Here is a 14,874-nt window from a genome sequence, read left to right on the forward strand (position 1 = left end):
TGAATTCGAGAAGTTATTACATTACTATGGTATATCCGTCTATGCCTGAGACAGCGAAAGAAATGGGAGAATTGAAATGACCGATGATATCCGCCGCAAGATCGGGCTTCGACCGGTCATCAATGTTTCCGGTACGATGACATCGCTTGGCGCGTCCATCGTTGTGCCTGAGGCGGTAGAGGCGATGGTGGCCATCCTGCCGCAATTCATCGAGGTCAATGATCTTCAGCGCAAGGCAAGTGAAGTGATTGCGCGATTGACAGGCGGCGAGGCTGGCTTCGTCACGGCGTCCTGCTCGGCAGGCATTACGCTTGCTGTTGCCGGAGCTATGACAGGCAGCAACCTTCTCGCAATTGAAAGGCTACCGGACACTACGCCGGAAAAGAACGAAGTTCTGGTGCAGACCGGTCACGTGGTCAGCTACGGCGCTCCGGTCGATCAGGCAATCAGGCTTGCGGGAGGCAAGGTCGTCCTGATCGGACAGGCAACATCGACTCATCGCTATCATATGGAAAATGCGATTACCGAAAAGACGGCTGCTGCGGTTTATGTCGTATCGCACCACGTCGTCGACTATGGCCTTCTGCATCTCAGCGAGTTTGTCGAGATCGCGCATGCCAAGGGTGTGCCTGTGATCGTGGATGCCGCATCTGAATACGACTTGAAGCTGTTTCTGGAAAAGGGCGCAGACATCGCAATCTATTCGGGACACAAGTTTCTGGGCGGTCCGACCTCCGGCATCGTTGCGGGTAAGAAGGAGCTCGTCCGCAATGCGTTCCTGCAAAATCTCGGCATCGGGCGCGGCATGAAAGTTGGCAAAGAGAGCATTTATGGCGTTATGGCGGCGCTGGAAGCGTGGGAGAAGCGTGACCATGCTGGAATTCGCGAGAGGGAAACCGGATATCTGGAATTGTGGAAGAAGACACTGGATGGTCGCCCCGGTATCACGGCTCTGATCGAACCAGATCCGACCAATAACCCGCTCGACCGCCTGCGAGTAATTGTATCAGCTACTGATGCCCACATCACGGCCTGGGATTTGGTAACCGCTCTTGCGCGAGGGAACCCACCGATCATCACACGTGACCATGAGGTAGAGCACAACTATTTCTATCTCGATCCCTGTAATCTTCATCCCGGTCAGGAAACCGTTGTTGCGCAGCGTCTTGGTGAGGAGCTCGATAAAGCCCGGGCGTCTAATGAGATTATCGCCACTCCTTTTGAGGACCGAAGCAGACATCGTTTCGACGGTTTGCTGCGTTGGCCGGATTGATAATCGGAAGAGCCTGAGTAAAGCGGAGGAACATCATGACGTCTGAGAAAATAGCGACGGTTGGAAAACACGAACCTGTTCTATCCGTTCAAGGACTGACCACTTCTTTTCTGGTCGATGGTGTCTGGAAGCCTGTTGTCGATGACGTTTCCTTCGATGTCCACCCCGGAGAAACCGTGGCAATCGTCGGGGAATCCGGCTCGGGCAAGAGCGTAACCTCGCTGTCGATCATGCGTCTTTTGCAAAAGGATACGAGCCGCACCGAAGGCAGTATCAGGTTGGGAGATCTGGAGCTTCTGACGCTCCCGGAAGAGGAAATGCGCCGGATACGCGGCAATGAAATCTCCATGATCTTTCAAGAGCCGATGACCAGCCTCAACCCGCTCTTCACAATCGGAGACCAGATTTCGGAAGCATTGCTCTGCCATTCGCAAATGTCGAAGGCAGATGCGCGCGCTGAAACGATCCGCTTGCTTGAAAAGGTCCGTATCCCGTCGGCTGCTTCCCGCTTCGATGAATATCCACATCGCTTTTCAGGCGGTATGCGTCAGCGTGTCATGATCGCGATGGCTCTGGCGTCGAGACCCAAACTGCTGATCGCCGACGAACCGACAACGGCATTGGATGTAACCATTCAGGGGCAGATACTCGATCTTATCAAGACATTGCAGGAAGAAGAGGGCACGTCCGTTCTTTTCATCACGCATGACATGGGCGTGGTGGCCGAAATATCGGATCGTACGGTCGTCATGTTTCGGGGAAAGCAGGTCGAGACAGGGCAGACTGCTGATATTTTCCGGCAGAGCCAGCATCCTTATACGCGAGCACTTTTGTCGGCGGTTCCTGTACTGGGTTCAATGCAGGGCTATCAACGTCCTCTGCGGTTTCCGATAGTAGACAATGCGACTGGCCTTTCGGAAACGCCAGTCGAGGTGGCGGATACGGTCGACAAGATCGATGTACCCGTGTTGGAAGTAAAAGGCCTTACAAAGCGCTTCGAGATTTATTCGGGCTTTATGTCTCGCCTGAGCGGGCGTGTTCATGCCGTGGAAAACGTGTCCTTCGATCTTCGCAAGGGCGAAACCCTTTCGCTAGTTGGCGAGAGTGGGTGTGGGAAATCGACGACCGGCCGTGCCATCATGCGGCTGAGCGAACCGGATTCCGGTGAAGTTCTGGTTGAAGGCCGAAACATTCTGTCCCTCGACAAACAGGCTATGCGCGAGATGCGACGGTCGGTTCAGATGATCTTTCAGGATCCCTATGCATCGTTGAACCCGCGCATGACAGTGGGTGCCGCGATCGCGGAACCCTACATTGAACACCGGCTGGGGAGTGTGCGGGACGCGAAGGATGTTGTTGCAGACATGCTGGAGAAAGTTGGCCTCACGCCTGATATGGCAAAGCGCTATCCGCATGAATTCTCTGGCGGGCAAAGGCAGCGTATCTGTATCGCCCGCGCGCTTGCCTTGAAACCTAAAGTCATCGTGGCAGATGAGAGTGTGTCGGCGCTCGACGTCTCGATCAAGGCGCAGGTCATCAATCTCATGCTCGATCTTCAACAAAGTCTCGATCTAGCGTTTCTGTTCATCTCACACGATATGGCCGTCGTCGAGCGTGTAAGCCATCGTGTGGCCGTCATGTATCTGGGCGAGATCGTAGAAATCGGACCGAGATCGGCGGTATTTGAGAACCCTCAACATGATTACACACGCAAGCTGATGGCGGCTGTTCCGGTTCCTGATCCTGACAGACGCCGGGTGAAGCTTTCAAGCGAAACGGGAGAACTCAAGAGCCCAATCCGTCCTGCGGATTTCGTTGTGCCTTTGCGCGAATATCGAGAGGTATCGCCGCAGCACTTCGTGGCGTTGTAGAGCATGCAATTCATTATGGTGCGCCGAGACGATCCAGTGCAGTGCGAAGCGGAGTTTCGGAAATGTGGATCAGTCCGGCATAGGGGCTCGCCATATCCGAAATCACGAAAATCGCGCCGGCAACGGACAATGAGCATACGATTATTATCAGTATGACAGTGCTGTTTAGCGGGGCCTGTAGGCCAAAAGTTGCGAATAAAAGCGCCAGCCATGAAATCAGCACGATGAGAAATGGGACAGGCAGCCCTTCATCTGTCGTTTCCACCAATTGCCAGTGACCTTCTGCAATCATGCCGCTGACTTCAAGCGCGCGTGTTTGGAGAGAGCCTTGCGCGGCGTCCTTCGGGTTCAACGCGCGCAGACTGTCCTGAATATCCTCAATATCCTTGAACTCCGGCAAAGCTCCATTGGAGAGCTCATCGGCCCGCTCGGCATTCCATGCCCGATCAAGACGTTTCTGGATTATTTGCTTGAGTACGGCACGTGGATGCTCCGTTTCAGGACCATAGCGGGCCATGATCCGGTCCAGGAGAACAATGCGGGCTGCCGATGTCTTCATCTCGGCTTGCGCATTGTCGTAATCGGATTTTGCTGAAGCAATCAGAAGTCCGAGAGCGAGAGCGGAAAGTGTTCCGACAACAGCGGTGGCAAGGCGTATGACATCCTTGGACTCAGAGTTAAGATGATGCTCGGGCAAACGCGATCGAGCGAACATGCCAAGCATAGTCGCCAATATCAGGATGAAGAATACCAGTGCGCCAAGCAATAAAGAGTTCAACTTCGCCTTCCGCGACTTGCTCTCGAATGATCGCCCATTGAAACTTAGTATATCATCTGTGAGTTGAGATGCAGCTTCACCAAAGGGATGGTGTTTTCGGCTCGATATGGCCCGGTATGCGAAGAAAGTGCATTCAATAAATCACACTGCGATCAGATGAAAAAGGTCGGCACATATGGCCGACCCTTTGTTATCAAAACTGCTTTCAATCAGTTCTCTGTATGTTGCTGCTTTGCGAGGTCCTCGACGCTCATGTCCGGTTCGTTACGGGTTTTATACAGCGAATAAAGCACACCGCTTGCGAGGATAGCCAGCGTTACGACAAGCGACAGCAGCGTGTTGATGTGAACGCCCAGCGGTACAAGGAAAATCTTGATACCGATCAGCACGAGAATGATAGCAAGCGAAACCTGTAGATAGCGGAACCGGTTCATCGCCGCAGCCAGCGCGAAATAAAGCGCGCGCAAACCCAGAACGGCAAAGATGTTCGAAGTGTAGACGATAAACGTGTCCTGAGTGACTGCGAAGACGGCGGGGACAGAGTCGACTGCAAAGATCAGATCGACAGTTTCCACCATGATGAGCGCAACCGCCAGAGGGGTCAGCCAGGTGACCATCTTGCCGGTTTTGGGATGTGGCTGTTTGACCGTGAAGTTGCGACCATGCAATTCGCGGGTGATATTGAACCGGCGACGAAGGAACTTGAAGACAGCGTTCTGCTCGATGTCGGGTGTCTCGTCCTGATGGCCGAACATCTTGAAGCCGGTGAAAACGAGAAACGCGCCAAAGAGGAACAGGATCCAGTTGAACTCGTGCACAAGGGCTGCACCAAGTCCGATCAGGATTGCCCGGAAGGCGATAACACCGAGAATACCCCAGAACAAAACACGATGCTGGTAAAGACGAGGAATGCCAAGAAAGCCGAAGATCGTTGCGATAACAAACATGTTGTCCATCGCAAGACTCTGTTCGATCAGATAGCCGGTATAAAATTCCAGGCCGGATTCCGCTCCGCGCTGCCACCACACCCAGCCACCGAAGGCGAGTGCGATCAGAACATAAAAGCCATAAAGCAGGAGGCTTTCCTTGGCTTCGATCTCGTGTTCGTCACGATGGAGAATGCCGAGGTCGAAGACAAGCAAGCCGACGACGACGACGATAAACGCCGCCCAGAAATATACAGGTGTGCCAAGAAAATCGCCCGAAAGGGCTACAATAAGCGAATCCATCGCCGGACCATCTCCATTTGAACAAGTGGAGCAGCCCCGACATCGCCATAGCGGTAGCCATGACCAGAGGGGCCCGGCGCTGCATTTCTTCAAATGTGTATGGTTTTGCCAAGTTCAAGAGTGGAACCTGAATTTTTTGTAATGTTCGATCCGGTACGTGTCCCGTTCTGAGAACTTTCAATGCGAGTTACGATATCTAAGCCAAGTACTGGAAGCTGATTGCCGCTAAACGCGACATGAAAAAAGCCAGGAAGTGTCCCAACTTGCTGTCTATAACATTGATTTTATTGAAGAAAGTATTGGCTGGGGAACCTGGATTCGAACCAAGACTAGCGGAGTCAGAGTCCGCTGTTCTACCCTTAAACTATTCCCCAGCAGGAATATGCAAATGCCTTCGATCTGGAGGCCTGCAAGCGCGGTAAAGCATCAGCTCATCCGCGACGGCTTCCATCTAGCGAACTCAAACACCGAACGCAATACTTTTCTTCGAAAAAAATCAAAGCGATTTAAGTTATCCAGCAATTGCTGATTTCATGCGATAGGGTCGCTGCAAATTGATGCGCTGAGGAATGGTTTCTGGAAGCCGGCGCATAAAAAAAGCCCGGCCAGCGGAGGAGCGGCCGGGCAAGAGGCAGGCTGACCGGGAGGGGACCCGGTATGTGAAGGTGGCGCCTGCCAGATGATTTGTCTGCGGGCTTAAAAAGGCTGCGCCTTACTTACCCGAAGAGATGTTGGTTCAGCAGATCAGGCGTGTAGCCTTGATCTGCAACCGAGCGTCTGCCAGCTCACTCAGAACCCGCGTAGGGTCTTCCGTGCCGCGATAATGAGCTGCCGTGTAAATATCCTCACGGCGAAGTCCGATATCGCGCAGCATGTGGTCGTCAAAGCTGCTCAGGTTCAGCACTTGCCGTCGACCATTGGAAAACGTCCAGCGACGCATGATCGACGTAAATACGGTCTTTACCATCTGCACGAACGTGGAGGTTTGTCCGCTTATTGCAGGTAAATGCGTTGTCGTTATCTTGCTTGTCGCTGTCATGTCCGCTCTCCTTTGATCTGGCGGGGCTAAGTGATCCTTATCGTCAGGGTCATTCGCTTTCGCGGCTCCTTTTCCTTTACGATGGCGGCTTTATCCAACAATCGAATTGATTGTTCCAACGAATGTTTTTAATGTAATTCTTCAATAATAATGATGGATGACGCCGATGAGCACGCCTCTGGATCTCGATCAGTTGCAGACCTTCATAGCGATAGCGGATGCGGGCAGTTTTACGCGGGCAGCCGATGCTGTTTTCAAGACACAATCCGCTGTTTCCATGCAGATGCGCCGGCTGGAAGAGCGTATTGGTAAACCGTTATTTGAACGTGATGGACGGATCAATCGTCTTACTGAAGAGGGCGAGCGGCTTCTGCTTTATGCACGCCGCATGATGCAGCTCAATGGTGAAACCATCGCTGCGTTTGATGACACTCAACTGGAAGGCCACGTGCGTATCGGTACGCCGGACGATTATGCCGATCGGTTTTTGCCGGAAATCATGGCGCGTTTTGCGCGATCAAACCCGCGCGTCGAATTGTCGGTTGTGTGCGAACCGACCGTCAATCTGGACGAGATGATCCGCCGCGGAACACTGGATATTGCTCTTGTCACCCAGTGCGATGATAAGCGTCGCTCCGAGGTCGTTCGTACAGAACCACTGCTTTGGGTGACTTCTGCCAATCATGCGGTGCATGAAGAGGCTGTCCTGCCGCTTGCTGTCGGGCGCCCGACCTGTATCTGGCGACATACAGCCATTGATGTACTGGAAGCGGCCAGACGAGATTATCGCATCATCATCACAAGCTGGTCAGCGACCGTTCTGGCGGCGGCGGTTCTCTCCGGCCTTGCGGTCTCAGTTCTTCCGGAATGTGCACTGCGTCCCGGTATGCGGGTCCTTGGTGAAGCAGACGGGTTTGGAATGCTGCCGGAGTTCGGTATTGGCATCATGCGCGGCCATACAAAACAGAATGCCGTCGTCGACGCCCTTGCGCAGCATATTATTGAAAGTCTAGACAATATATCGTCACCGCAGCCCGGCGCGATGGCTTCGGCGGAAATTTCACCGTTTCCGGCGGTTCGTACGAGGAGGGTGCGAGCCAACGAATTGCTGCCAGGCTGGTGACGACACCGTAAATAGCCGCATGGCTTCTTGACCAGCCATGTCACCTGGTTGCCTATGATGGGATGAGCATGGGTTCCGATTCGAGTTTTACCGGCGCATCGTCTAATGTTGCCGAGTATAGCGTTTCCGAGATTTCCGGCGCGTTAAAGCGCACGGTTGAGGATACGTTCGGGCATGTGCGCGTGCGCGGCGAAATTTCCGGCTATAGAGGTCCGCATTCGTCGGGGCATGCCTATTTCGCATTGAAAGATGATCGCGCGCGTCTTGAAGCCGTCATCTGGCGCGGTTCGATGAGCCGCCTCCGCTTCCGTCCCGAAGAGGGGATGGAAGTCATTGCTACAGGCAAACTCACAACCTATCCGGGCTCGTCGAAATACCAGATTGTCATCGAACAGATGGAGCCTGCCGGGGCTGGCGCCTTGATGGCGCTTCTGGAAGAACGCAAGCGGCGGCTTGCTACTGAAGGGTTGTTTGATCCAGCAGTAAAGCAGCTTCTACCCTTTATGCCCCGTGTGATCGGGGTGGTGACATCTCCAACCGGAGCGGTCATTCGTGATATCATCCACCGCATTGCTGATCGTTATCCGTTGCATGTCATTGTCTGGCCTGTGCGTGTGCAGGGCGAGACAAGTGGACCTGAAGTGGCCGCCGCGGTGGACGGTTTCAACGCTTTGCTCGACGAAGGGAATATTCCGAGGCCGGATGTGCTGATCGTGGCGCGGGGTGGCGGCAGTCTGGAAGACCTTTGGGGCTTCAATGACGAAATCGTCGTTCGTGCCGTTGCTGCATCGCATATACCGGTAATTTCTGCGGTCGGCCACGAAACCGACTGGACTTTGATTGATCTTGCAGCCGACATTCGTGCTCCCACGCCAACAGGCGCGGCGGAAATGGCGGTGCCTGTAAAGGAAGATCTTCTGGCAGCGCTGGCGGGGCAATCCGCGCGGCTTTCGTCGGCCATGTCCCGCTTTATCGACCTTAAACGGCAAGCCCACCGTTCGGCAGCGCGAGCTCTTCCGTCGGCTGACCAGTTGCTGGCTTTGCCGCGTCGGCGTTTCGATGAAGCCGCTGCGCGCCTCACGCGGGCTCTGTTCGTTAATACGCAAAAGAAGCGGGTCCACTTTGACGGTCATGCGCGACAGTTATCGCCGCGTCTCCTTCAACGCCGGTTTACGGAACTGCAGCGCGATGTTTCCGCTCTTGGACAAAGACTGCCTCGTGCGCTCGAGGCATTCCTGCGCGAACGAAGAACAGCTTTCATTCATCGGGCAAATCGCCTTTCGGCGGAGCCGATACTGCGGCGAACAAAACTTACGAGCGTTGCAATAGAACAGCTGGATCGTCGTCGCGATCAAGCCGTCCGTCTTCTCATTGAACGAGCTAAACGGCGCGGGCAGGAACTGGAGCGTCTTATGCGCACGCTTTCTTATGAAAGCATTCTAGAGCGCGGTTTTGCGGTTGTCTTCGATGAAGAAGGGAAACCGGTGAAGCAGGCTGGATCCGTATCGGCTGGCGATGCATTGTCTATTCGGTTTCGCGATGGTGACGTTGCAGTCGTTGCGGGTGATGAGGACGAGAGCGAGCCCGCAAAGCTTGTACAAACAAAAAAGGTTCAGTCTCCCGGCTCTGGCAATCAGGGATCGTTATTTTAGCAACAGTCAGTCGCTGTGTTTTCCGTTTTCTGCTGAGATTGTTTGGCCTTAAGGCTGGCTTAAGCTTGGACGTCTTTTTCTCGCGCATCTGTCATTGTTAGAGATTTAGGATGTCGCGTAAAAAATCCCAGGACGACCTCACAAATGGCTTTGCGAAGGCTGCTTTCAGCCGTCGCGGCTTTCTTATAGGTGTAAGCGCGGTTGCGTTGTCGGGCTGTGTTTCCACGACGCAACAGCCACCTCAACCGGTGAAAAAACTGCCTGAACCTGCACCGTCGCGACCTGTGCCGCTGATGTACCAGGCGCTGCCGGAAGAACAGTTCCCGATCCCGGCTGTCGATACGAGCAAGGTTGATCCAAAATTCTGGCGGCAGGAAGTGGATTATCCAACGGACGAAGTCAGAGGCACTGTTATCGTCGATACGCCGAACAAGTATCTCTACCATGTACTGGGCAATGGGCGGGCCATGCGCTACGGTATCGGTGTCGGGCGCGATGGTTTTGCATGGGCCGGACGCGCCAAGATCGCTTATAAGCGCCAATGGCCGCGCTGGACGCCGCCGGATGAGATGGTTGCACGTCAACCTGCGCTGGAGCCTTACAGCATCGCCAATGGCGGGATGCCCCCTGGTATCAAGAATCCGCTGGGTGCGCGAGCGATGTACATTCACAAGGATGGGCGCGATACGCTCTATCGCATTCACGGATCGCCGGAAGCATGGAGCATCGGTAAAGCCGTGTCGTCGGGGTGCATTCGCATGCTCAATCAAGATGTGATTGATCTTTACAATAATGTACGCGATGGCAGCACGATTGTCGTGATACCCGATCCGAGCAAAGGCCAGCAGGTCACAAGCTGACTAAAACAAAAAGGGCGCGGTATCCGCGCCCTTTTTGTTGGATGTGTTTTGCGGCTCAATGCTCAATAGGCATATTCGAGAAAGATTGGATCGACCGACCCTGCCCATACGCTGTTATATGCCTTCAGCATGCGCTCGGCATCCGTGACGCCTGCTGCTACGATTTCTTCAAGCGGTGCAAGGAAATGCGTTTCGTCATGGCCTTCGCTGTTGAGCTTGTTGCGATTCAAAAGACCGAGCCGGGAGATTTTCAAAGTCTCACGAGCGACCTGTTCCAGCGGCTTGCCCCGGAAGGTCGTGTTCAAAGCTTTAGCGGGAACCTCGTTACGAAGGGCAAGGACCTCTTCGTAAGTCCAATCCTTGGTGAGAAGCTCGGCAGCAGTCAGAGCCTCTTCATCATAAAGCAGGCCGACCCAGTAGGCTGGAAGCGCACAGATACGGCGCCACGGACCTCCATCGGCTCCCCGCATCTCAAGGAAGCGTTTCAGACGGACTTCGGGGAAAAGCGTGGAAAGGTGATTGGTCCAGTCGCCCATATTGGGAACCGGGTCGCTCACTTCACCTTTCAGCGCACCATTCATGAACTGACGAAACGTGACATGCGTACAGTCGTGATAATGGCCGTCGCGCAGGATGAAGTACATCGGTATATCAAGCGCCCATTCGACATAATCGGCGAAACCGAAGTTCTCCGAGAAGACGAACGGCAGCACGCCCGAACGCTGGTTATCGGTATCGCGCCAGATATTCGAGCGCCACGACAAAAGGTGGTTTGGCTTGCCTTCGGTGAATGGGGAACTGGCGAAAAGTGCGGTGGCCACAGATTGCAGCTTCATCGAAACCTGCATCTTGCGGCGCATGTCGCGTTCCGAGCTGAAGTCGAGATTAACCTGAATGGTCGACGTGCGGTACATCATGTCCAGACCTTCATGCCCGACTTTTGGCATATAGTTGGTCATGATTTTGTAGCGTGATTTCGGCATGACAGGTGTTTCAGCCAAGGTCCATTTTGGACTGCCACCAACACCTAAAAATTGGATGCCCAGAGGCTCGGCAATTTCGCGGACCTGGGACAGATGCGCATTCACTTCTCGACACGTCTGGTGAATGGTGGAAAGCGGTGCTCCGGAAAGCTCAAACTGGCCTCCGGGTTCCAGCGAAATGGCACCCTGTCCGGTTGGCTCTACCAAGCCGATGATATTGCCTTCATCGATAATAGGCTCCCAACCAAGCGTGGCCTGCATGCCTTCGAGTATGGCTTTGATACCGCGCGGCCCCTCATAGGGAACAGGACTAATATCGGCTGTGTAAAATGGAAATTTCTCATGCTCGGTGCCGATACGCCAGGCATCCTTGGGCTTGCATCCGCCAGCCAGATAGTTCGCCAGTTGTTCAACGCCCGTCAGTGCCGTTTCGTCAGTTGTATCGCGCGCCATGCAGTCTATCCCTAGCCTATTTTTCGCTTTTCAGCGTGATTGGACAAATTTGTCAAATCACGCAAGTCAATTCCATTGAACGTCAGATTTCGAGAACGTCATCCTGCATTCCGCCAGTCTCCGAGCACAGATTGTACCAGAGCCATCGCAGCGACAGCAGCTGTGTCGGCACGCAGGATTCGAGGGCCGAGCGGAATAGCTGTCACGAAGGGGAGATTTCGGAGCGTTTGACGTTCGTCTTCTGAGAAGCCACCTTCGGGACCAATCAACAACGCGACAGGGCCGGGCGCCATTTTCTGCAAGATGGTCAACGGATCGTCCGATTCGTACCCTTCATCGCAGAAGATCAAATGTCGGGATTTGTCCCACTGCTCAATGAAGCGGTCAAAGCGAATGGCCTCACAACATTCCGGTATGGAAAGTACGCCGCACTGTTCCGCAGCTTCTATCGCATTGGCCTTGATGCGATCGGCCCCCAGCTTTGGTACCTGCGTGTGCTGTGTGATGACAGGTTGCAGTATACCTGCGCCCATCTCGACAGCTTTCTGGACCATATAGTCCAGCCGCCCCTGTTTCAGAGGGGCGAAGCAATAAACAAGATCACTCGCTAAAGGCTGCGGGCGCGTCTGTTCGAAGGGCATGAGGAACAGACGCTTTTTACCCTCCGGCTTCAGCCGTGATTTCCATTCGCCGTGGCGTCCATTGAAGGCGAGAATTTCATCGCCATCCTTCAAGCGAAGGACGTGGGTGAGATAATGTGCGGCCTGCGGGGCGACCTCAATCTGGTCGCCGTCGTCGAGGTCGTTTTCAACGTATAGTCTCTGCATTTTGTAGTTTGCGCGCATGACAGCATCGATGGCAGAGGGCAGGGGCGGCGGTCAAGCGCTTTGGTAATGCATCAAGAGACAATTAATTAGCATTCCTACACAAACAATTGATGGGAAACATCATGGCAGTTGCATTTAATTAGATTGTATCCATATAGGTATGAAGCTATCTATTTGAATGGAATTGATGTGATGAAACAAACTTGGGTCGAATTCGCACCGCTTCTTGCAAGCACCGCCAGAGGATGGCGGAAAGCTTTCGATGCAGCGATGGCGGAACATGGTCTTTCCGACGCGAAAGCCATACCGCTGATGATCCTGTTGCGGCACGGAGATCGTATTCCCCAAGGTGTGCTGGCCGAACGGGTCGGTATCGAGGGAGCAACGATTGTCCGGGTTGTCGACGAGTTGGAGAAGGATGGCCTGATCCAGCGGGTTGCCGACGATGCTGATCGTCGCGTCAAGCTCATTCAACTGACAGAGGACGGTCGCGCCCTTGCCGCCAAGGTGGAAAAGTCTGCTGCCCGTCTTCGCGCCATTTTCCTTGGTGATTTCGATTCCGATGCGGTCGACATCGCCATGGAAGTGCTGCGCAAGCTGAATGAGAAGTTTCAAACACAATCTTTCTGATCGGTCGCGCGACCGGAAAGATGCGATGCATTCAACCGGTGCCCTCACAGCCATGATGAAGCCAGTCGAAACAACTCCGAAGTTCTGGGACGTAGTCTTTTCACTGAAGACTTTCGCTGCAGCCATGCTTGCGCTGTGGATCGGCCTGATGGCCAATTTGCCCAATCCTTACTGGTCCATTGCGGCTGTCTATATTGTTGCGCATCCGCTCTCAGGTGCGACGACATCAAAGGGTTTTTACCGTCTGATCGGTACGATTATCGGCGGAGCAGTGACCATTCTGTTCGTGCCGCATCTGGTCAATTCCCCTGAAATACTGACGCTGGCGATCGGTCTTTGGATGGGCCTCTGCCTTGCGATCAGCCTGCTCGATGGTACGCCGCGCAGTTATTTGTTCATGCTGGCTGGCTATACGGTGGCTATCGCGAGTTTTGCCGTTGTTTCCGTGCCTGAAACGACTTTCGACTATGCCGTGGGTCGTGTGGAAGAGATCGCAATCGGGATCATTTGCGCTGCTGTCGTCAATCGACTTGTTTTTCCACGTCACAGCGGCCCGGTGCTCGTCAGTCGTATCGATAATTGGCTGCGTGACGGCTCAAAGCTGGCGCTGGCAAGCATGCGGGGTGAAGGTGCTACACCTGAATTTCTTCGGGATCGCCAGCGTCTTGCAGCCGATGCGCTCGAGCTGCGCAATCTGACGACGCATGTTGCCTATGACACGTCATCAATCAGAAATGTCGGAACGCAGCTTCACGTTTTGCAGCAGCGTATGGTGGCTGTTCTTCCGATCATATCAAGCTTGCACGATGTGCTGGCGATGAAGCCTGGTGAAAACGAAAAGTCCTGGCATCCAGCGGTGCAGAAACTGTTGGACGAGGCCTGTGACTGGATCGAGAGCGGCGAAAACCTGACAGAGGAACGCCGTGCTGTTTTCTTGCAGTTGATCGACGAAATCGACCGGCATGGGAAGGATGCGACAAGTTGGGGTGAATTGCTGCCGTTCAATGTGGCTGCGCGCGTTCGCGATCTGGTTCAGATATGGAGCGATTGCATCACATTGCGTCAGGACATTGTTTCCGGTTCCCGACATTCGCTGCGCTGGCGTCGCTACGACGCACATTTGAAGGCCCGCCCTATGCATCGGGACTACGGCATGGCCTTCCTGTCTGGCTTTTCCGCCTTTCTGGCAACTTGTGTAGCGACTGCATTCTGGATTGCGAGCGGCTGGTCTCAAGGCAGTGCTGCAGCCATGATGGCCGGTATTTTCTGCTGCATCTTCGCAACCATGGATGATCCGGTGCCGGTCATGCGCAAGTTCAACTGGCTGCTTTTGATTGTCATCGTTGCTGCCTTCATTTTTGAGTTTGCGTTGCTGCCACTTGTGGACGGGTTCTTTCCGCTGGTTCTGGTGTTGGGACTGTTCCTCATCCCGGCAGGCTTGCTGCTTGCCATTCCTTCGCAATTTTTGCTCGGCATGGTGCTCTGCGTGAACTTGCCGAACATGCTCATGCTGCAGGGCCATCTGACCCACGATTTTGTCAGTTTTGCCAATGCCAATCTGGCCACCGTAGTGGGGATCGTAATCGCTGCCGTAGTGACTTCAATTGTCCGGTCTGTCGGTGCTGAATGGAGCGTGCGCCGCCTGATCAAGGCGGGTTGGAACGATATTGCACTTGCTGCTGAACGGCGCCCCGGACGTCATCGTCGCCAGCGCATGAATCGCCTTTTGCTCCGGATGATCGACCGTATCGGCATGATGACCCCGCGTCTCGCGCTGGTCCCGGCGGCAGATGTCGCGAAGGTCGATCTGTTGCGCGATCTGCGAAACGGCATGAACACGATCGATCTCCAGCAATACCGCTCCAAACTGCCCGAAAACTGTCGGCCAGCTGTCGATGAAGTGCTGGATGGTGTTGGCGCGCATTACCGAGCCTTGGCCAACAAGCCACAGGAGGCAGGTGAAATCGACAGAAACCTGCTCGCCTCCATTGATGCGGCAATCACTACCATTATCGAGAGCGGATCGCCAGTAATAGCCAAACGTACGCGAATGGCGCTGGTCGCCCTTCGCTTCAATCTGTTTCCGAAAGCGCCACCTTTTGCCTTGCCGCCGCGTCCACTCATGGAACTCCCGCAAGCAGCCTAAGACAACGATG

General features: G+C 54.2%; 12 protein-coding genes and 1 tRNA gene. 7 read left to right on the forward strand and 6 right to left on the reverse strand.

What is annotated here, in order from left to right:
* Window positions 1–76: 76 nt before the first annotated feature.
* Both CES86_RS18165 and CES86_RS18170 read left to right on the forward strand, forming a co-directional pair.
* Window positions 77–1,273, forward strand: a complete 1,197-nt coding sequence (locus CES86_RS18165) for an aminotransferase class V-fold PLP-dependent enzyme (protein ID WP_010660954.1) — start codon at window positions 77–79, stop codon at window positions 1,271–1,273.
* A 35-nt stretch (window positions 1,274–1,308) separates the two neighbouring features.
* The gene (locus CES86_RS18170; protein ID WP_010660955.1) at window positions 1,309–3,144 is read left to right on the forward strand and encodes an ABC transporter ATP-binding protein; all 1,836 of its coding nucleotides are present in this window, start codon (window positions 1,309–1,311) and stop codon (window positions 3,142–3,144) included.
* A 13-nt stretch (window positions 3,145–3,157) separates the two neighbouring features.
* Here CES86_RS18170 and CES86_RS18175 read toward each other — a convergent pair whose 3' ends face one another.
* From CES86_RS18175 to CES86_RS18190, 4 genes are all read right to left on the reverse strand, one after another.
* Window positions 3,158–3,922, reverse strand: a complete 765-nt coding sequence (locus CES86_RS18175; protein ID WP_029376213.1) for a bestrophin-like domain — start codon at window positions 3,920–3,922, stop codon at window positions 3,158–3,160.
* A gap of 209 nt (window positions 3,923–4,131) precedes the next feature.
* Window positions 4,132–5,151 carry a TerC family protein gene (locus tag CES86_RS18180; RefSeq protein ID WP_010660957.1) on the reverse strand — a complete coding sequence of 340 codons (1,020 nt, stop codon included), beginning with the start codon at window positions 5,149–5,151 and terminating at the stop codon, window positions 4,132–4,134.
* Between the two features lie 300 nt (window positions 5,152–5,451).
* Window positions 5,452–5,525, reverse strand: a tRNA-Gln gene (locus CES86_RS18185).
* Between the two features lie 362 nt (window positions 5,526–5,887).
* The gene (locus CES86_RS18190; protein ID WP_010660959.1) at window positions 5,888–6,190 is read right to left on the reverse strand and encodes a DUF1127 domain-containing protein; all 303 of its coding nucleotides are present in this window, start codon (window positions 6,188–6,190) and stop codon (window positions 5,888–5,890) included.
* A 166-nt stretch (window positions 6,191–6,356) separates the two neighbouring features.
* Here CES86_RS18190 and CES86_RS18195 point away from each other — a divergent pair, with 166 nt between their 5' ends.
* From CES86_RS18195 to CES86_RS18205, 3 genes are all read left to right on the forward strand, one after another.
* Window positions 6,357–7,313, forward strand: a complete 957-nt coding sequence (locus CES86_RS18195) for a LysR substrate-binding domain-containing protein (protein WP_029928010.1) — start codon at window positions 6,357–6,359, stop codon at window positions 7,311–7,313.
* A gap of 68 nt (window positions 7,314–7,381) precedes the next feature.
* Window positions 7,382–8,965, forward strand: coding sequence for an exodeoxyribonuclease VII large subunit (gene xseA / locus CES86_RS18200; RefSeq protein WP_029928009.1), 1,584 nt, complete (start codon window positions 7,382–7,384; stop codon window positions 8,963–8,965).
* Window positions 8,966–9,075: 110 nt separating this feature from the next.
* Window positions 9,076–9,825, forward strand: a complete 750-nt coding sequence (locus CES86_RS18205) for a L,D-transpeptidase (protein ID WP_010660962.1) — start codon at window positions 9,076–9,078, stop codon at window positions 9,823–9,825.
* 62 nt (window positions 9,826–9,887) lie between these two features.
* On the opposite strand, the gene CES86_RS18210 is transcribed toward CES86_RS18205, so the two are convergent.
* A complete protein-coding gene (locus CES86_RS18210) occupies window positions 9,888–11,261 on the reverse strand; it encodes a glutamate--cysteine ligase (RefSeq protein WP_094515054.1) in 1,374 nt (457 codons plus the stop codon).
* A 98-nt stretch (window positions 11,262–11,359) separates the two neighbouring features.
* On the reverse strand, window positions 11,360–12,106 hold the full coding sequence (locus tag CES86_RS18215) for a 16S rRNA (uracil(1498)-N(3))-methyltransferase (protein ID WP_010660964.1): 747 nt from the start codon (window positions 12,104–12,106) through the stop codon (window positions 11,360–11,362).
* 174 nt (window positions 12,107–12,280) lie between these two features.
* Here CES86_RS18215 and CES86_RS18220 point away from each other — a divergent pair, with 174 nt between their 5' ends.
* Complete coding sequence (locus CES86_RS18220) at window positions 12,281–12,718, forward strand: MarR family winged helix-turn-helix transcriptional regulator (protein WP_010660965.1); 438 nt, start codon at window positions 12,281–12,283, stop codon at window positions 12,716–12,718.
* 52 nt (window positions 12,719–12,770) lie between these two features.
* On the forward strand, window positions 12,771–14,864 hold the full coding sequence (locus CES86_RS18225; protein WP_029928003.1) for an FUSC family protein: 2,094 nt from the start codon (window positions 12,771–12,773) through the stop codon (window positions 14,862–14,864).
* The last annotated feature ends 10 nt before the right edge of the window (window positions 14,865–14,874 follow it).

The organism is Brucella lupini, assembly GCF_002252535.1.
Lineage (GTDB): Bacteria > Pseudomonadota > Alphaproteobacteria > Rhizobiales > Rhizobiaceae > Brucella > Brucella anthropi.

Coding starts and splice junctions, on each gene's coding strand:
- CES86_RS18165 (WP_010660954.1), top strand. CDS start 77: ATGACCGATGATATCCGCCGCAAGATCGGGCTTCGACCGGTCATCAAT.
- CES86_RS18170 (WP_010660955.1), top strand. CDS start 1,309: ATGACGTCTGAGAAAATAGCGACGGTTGGAAAACACGAACCTGTTCTA.
- CES86_RS18180 (WP_010660957.1), bottom strand. CDS start 5,151: ATGGATTCGCTTATTGTAGCCCTTTCGGGCGATTTTCTTGGCACACCT.
- CES86_RS18190 (WP_010660959.1), bottom strand. CDS start 6,190: ATGACAGCGACAAGCAAGATAACGACAACGCATTTACCTGCAATAAGC.
- CES86_RS18195 (WP_029928010.1), top strand. CDS start 6,357: ATGAGCACGCCTCTGGATCTCGATCAGTTGCAGACCTTCATAGCGATA.
- xseA (WP_029928009.1), top strand. CDS start 7,382: ATGGGTTCCGATTCGAGTTTTACCGGCGCATCGTCTAATGTTGCCGAG.
- CES86_RS18205 (WP_010660962.1), top strand. CDS start 9,076: ATGTCGCGTAAAAAATCCCAGGACGACCTCACAAATGGCTTTGCGAAG.
- CES86_RS18210 (WP_094515054.1), bottom strand. CDS start 11,261: ATGGCGCGCGATACAACTGACGAAACGGCACTGACGGGCGTTGAACAA.
- CES86_RS18215 (WP_010660964.1), bottom strand. CDS start 12,106: ATGCGCGCAAACTACAAAATGCAGAGACTATACGTTGAAAACGACCTC.
- CES86_RS18220 (WP_010660965.1), top strand. CDS start 12,281: ATGAAACAAACTTGGGTCGAATTCGCACCGCTTCTTGCAAGCACCGCC.
- CES86_RS18225 (WP_029928003.1), top strand. CDS start 12,771: ATGATGAAGCCAGTCGAAACAACTCCGAAGTTCTGGGACGTAGTCTTT.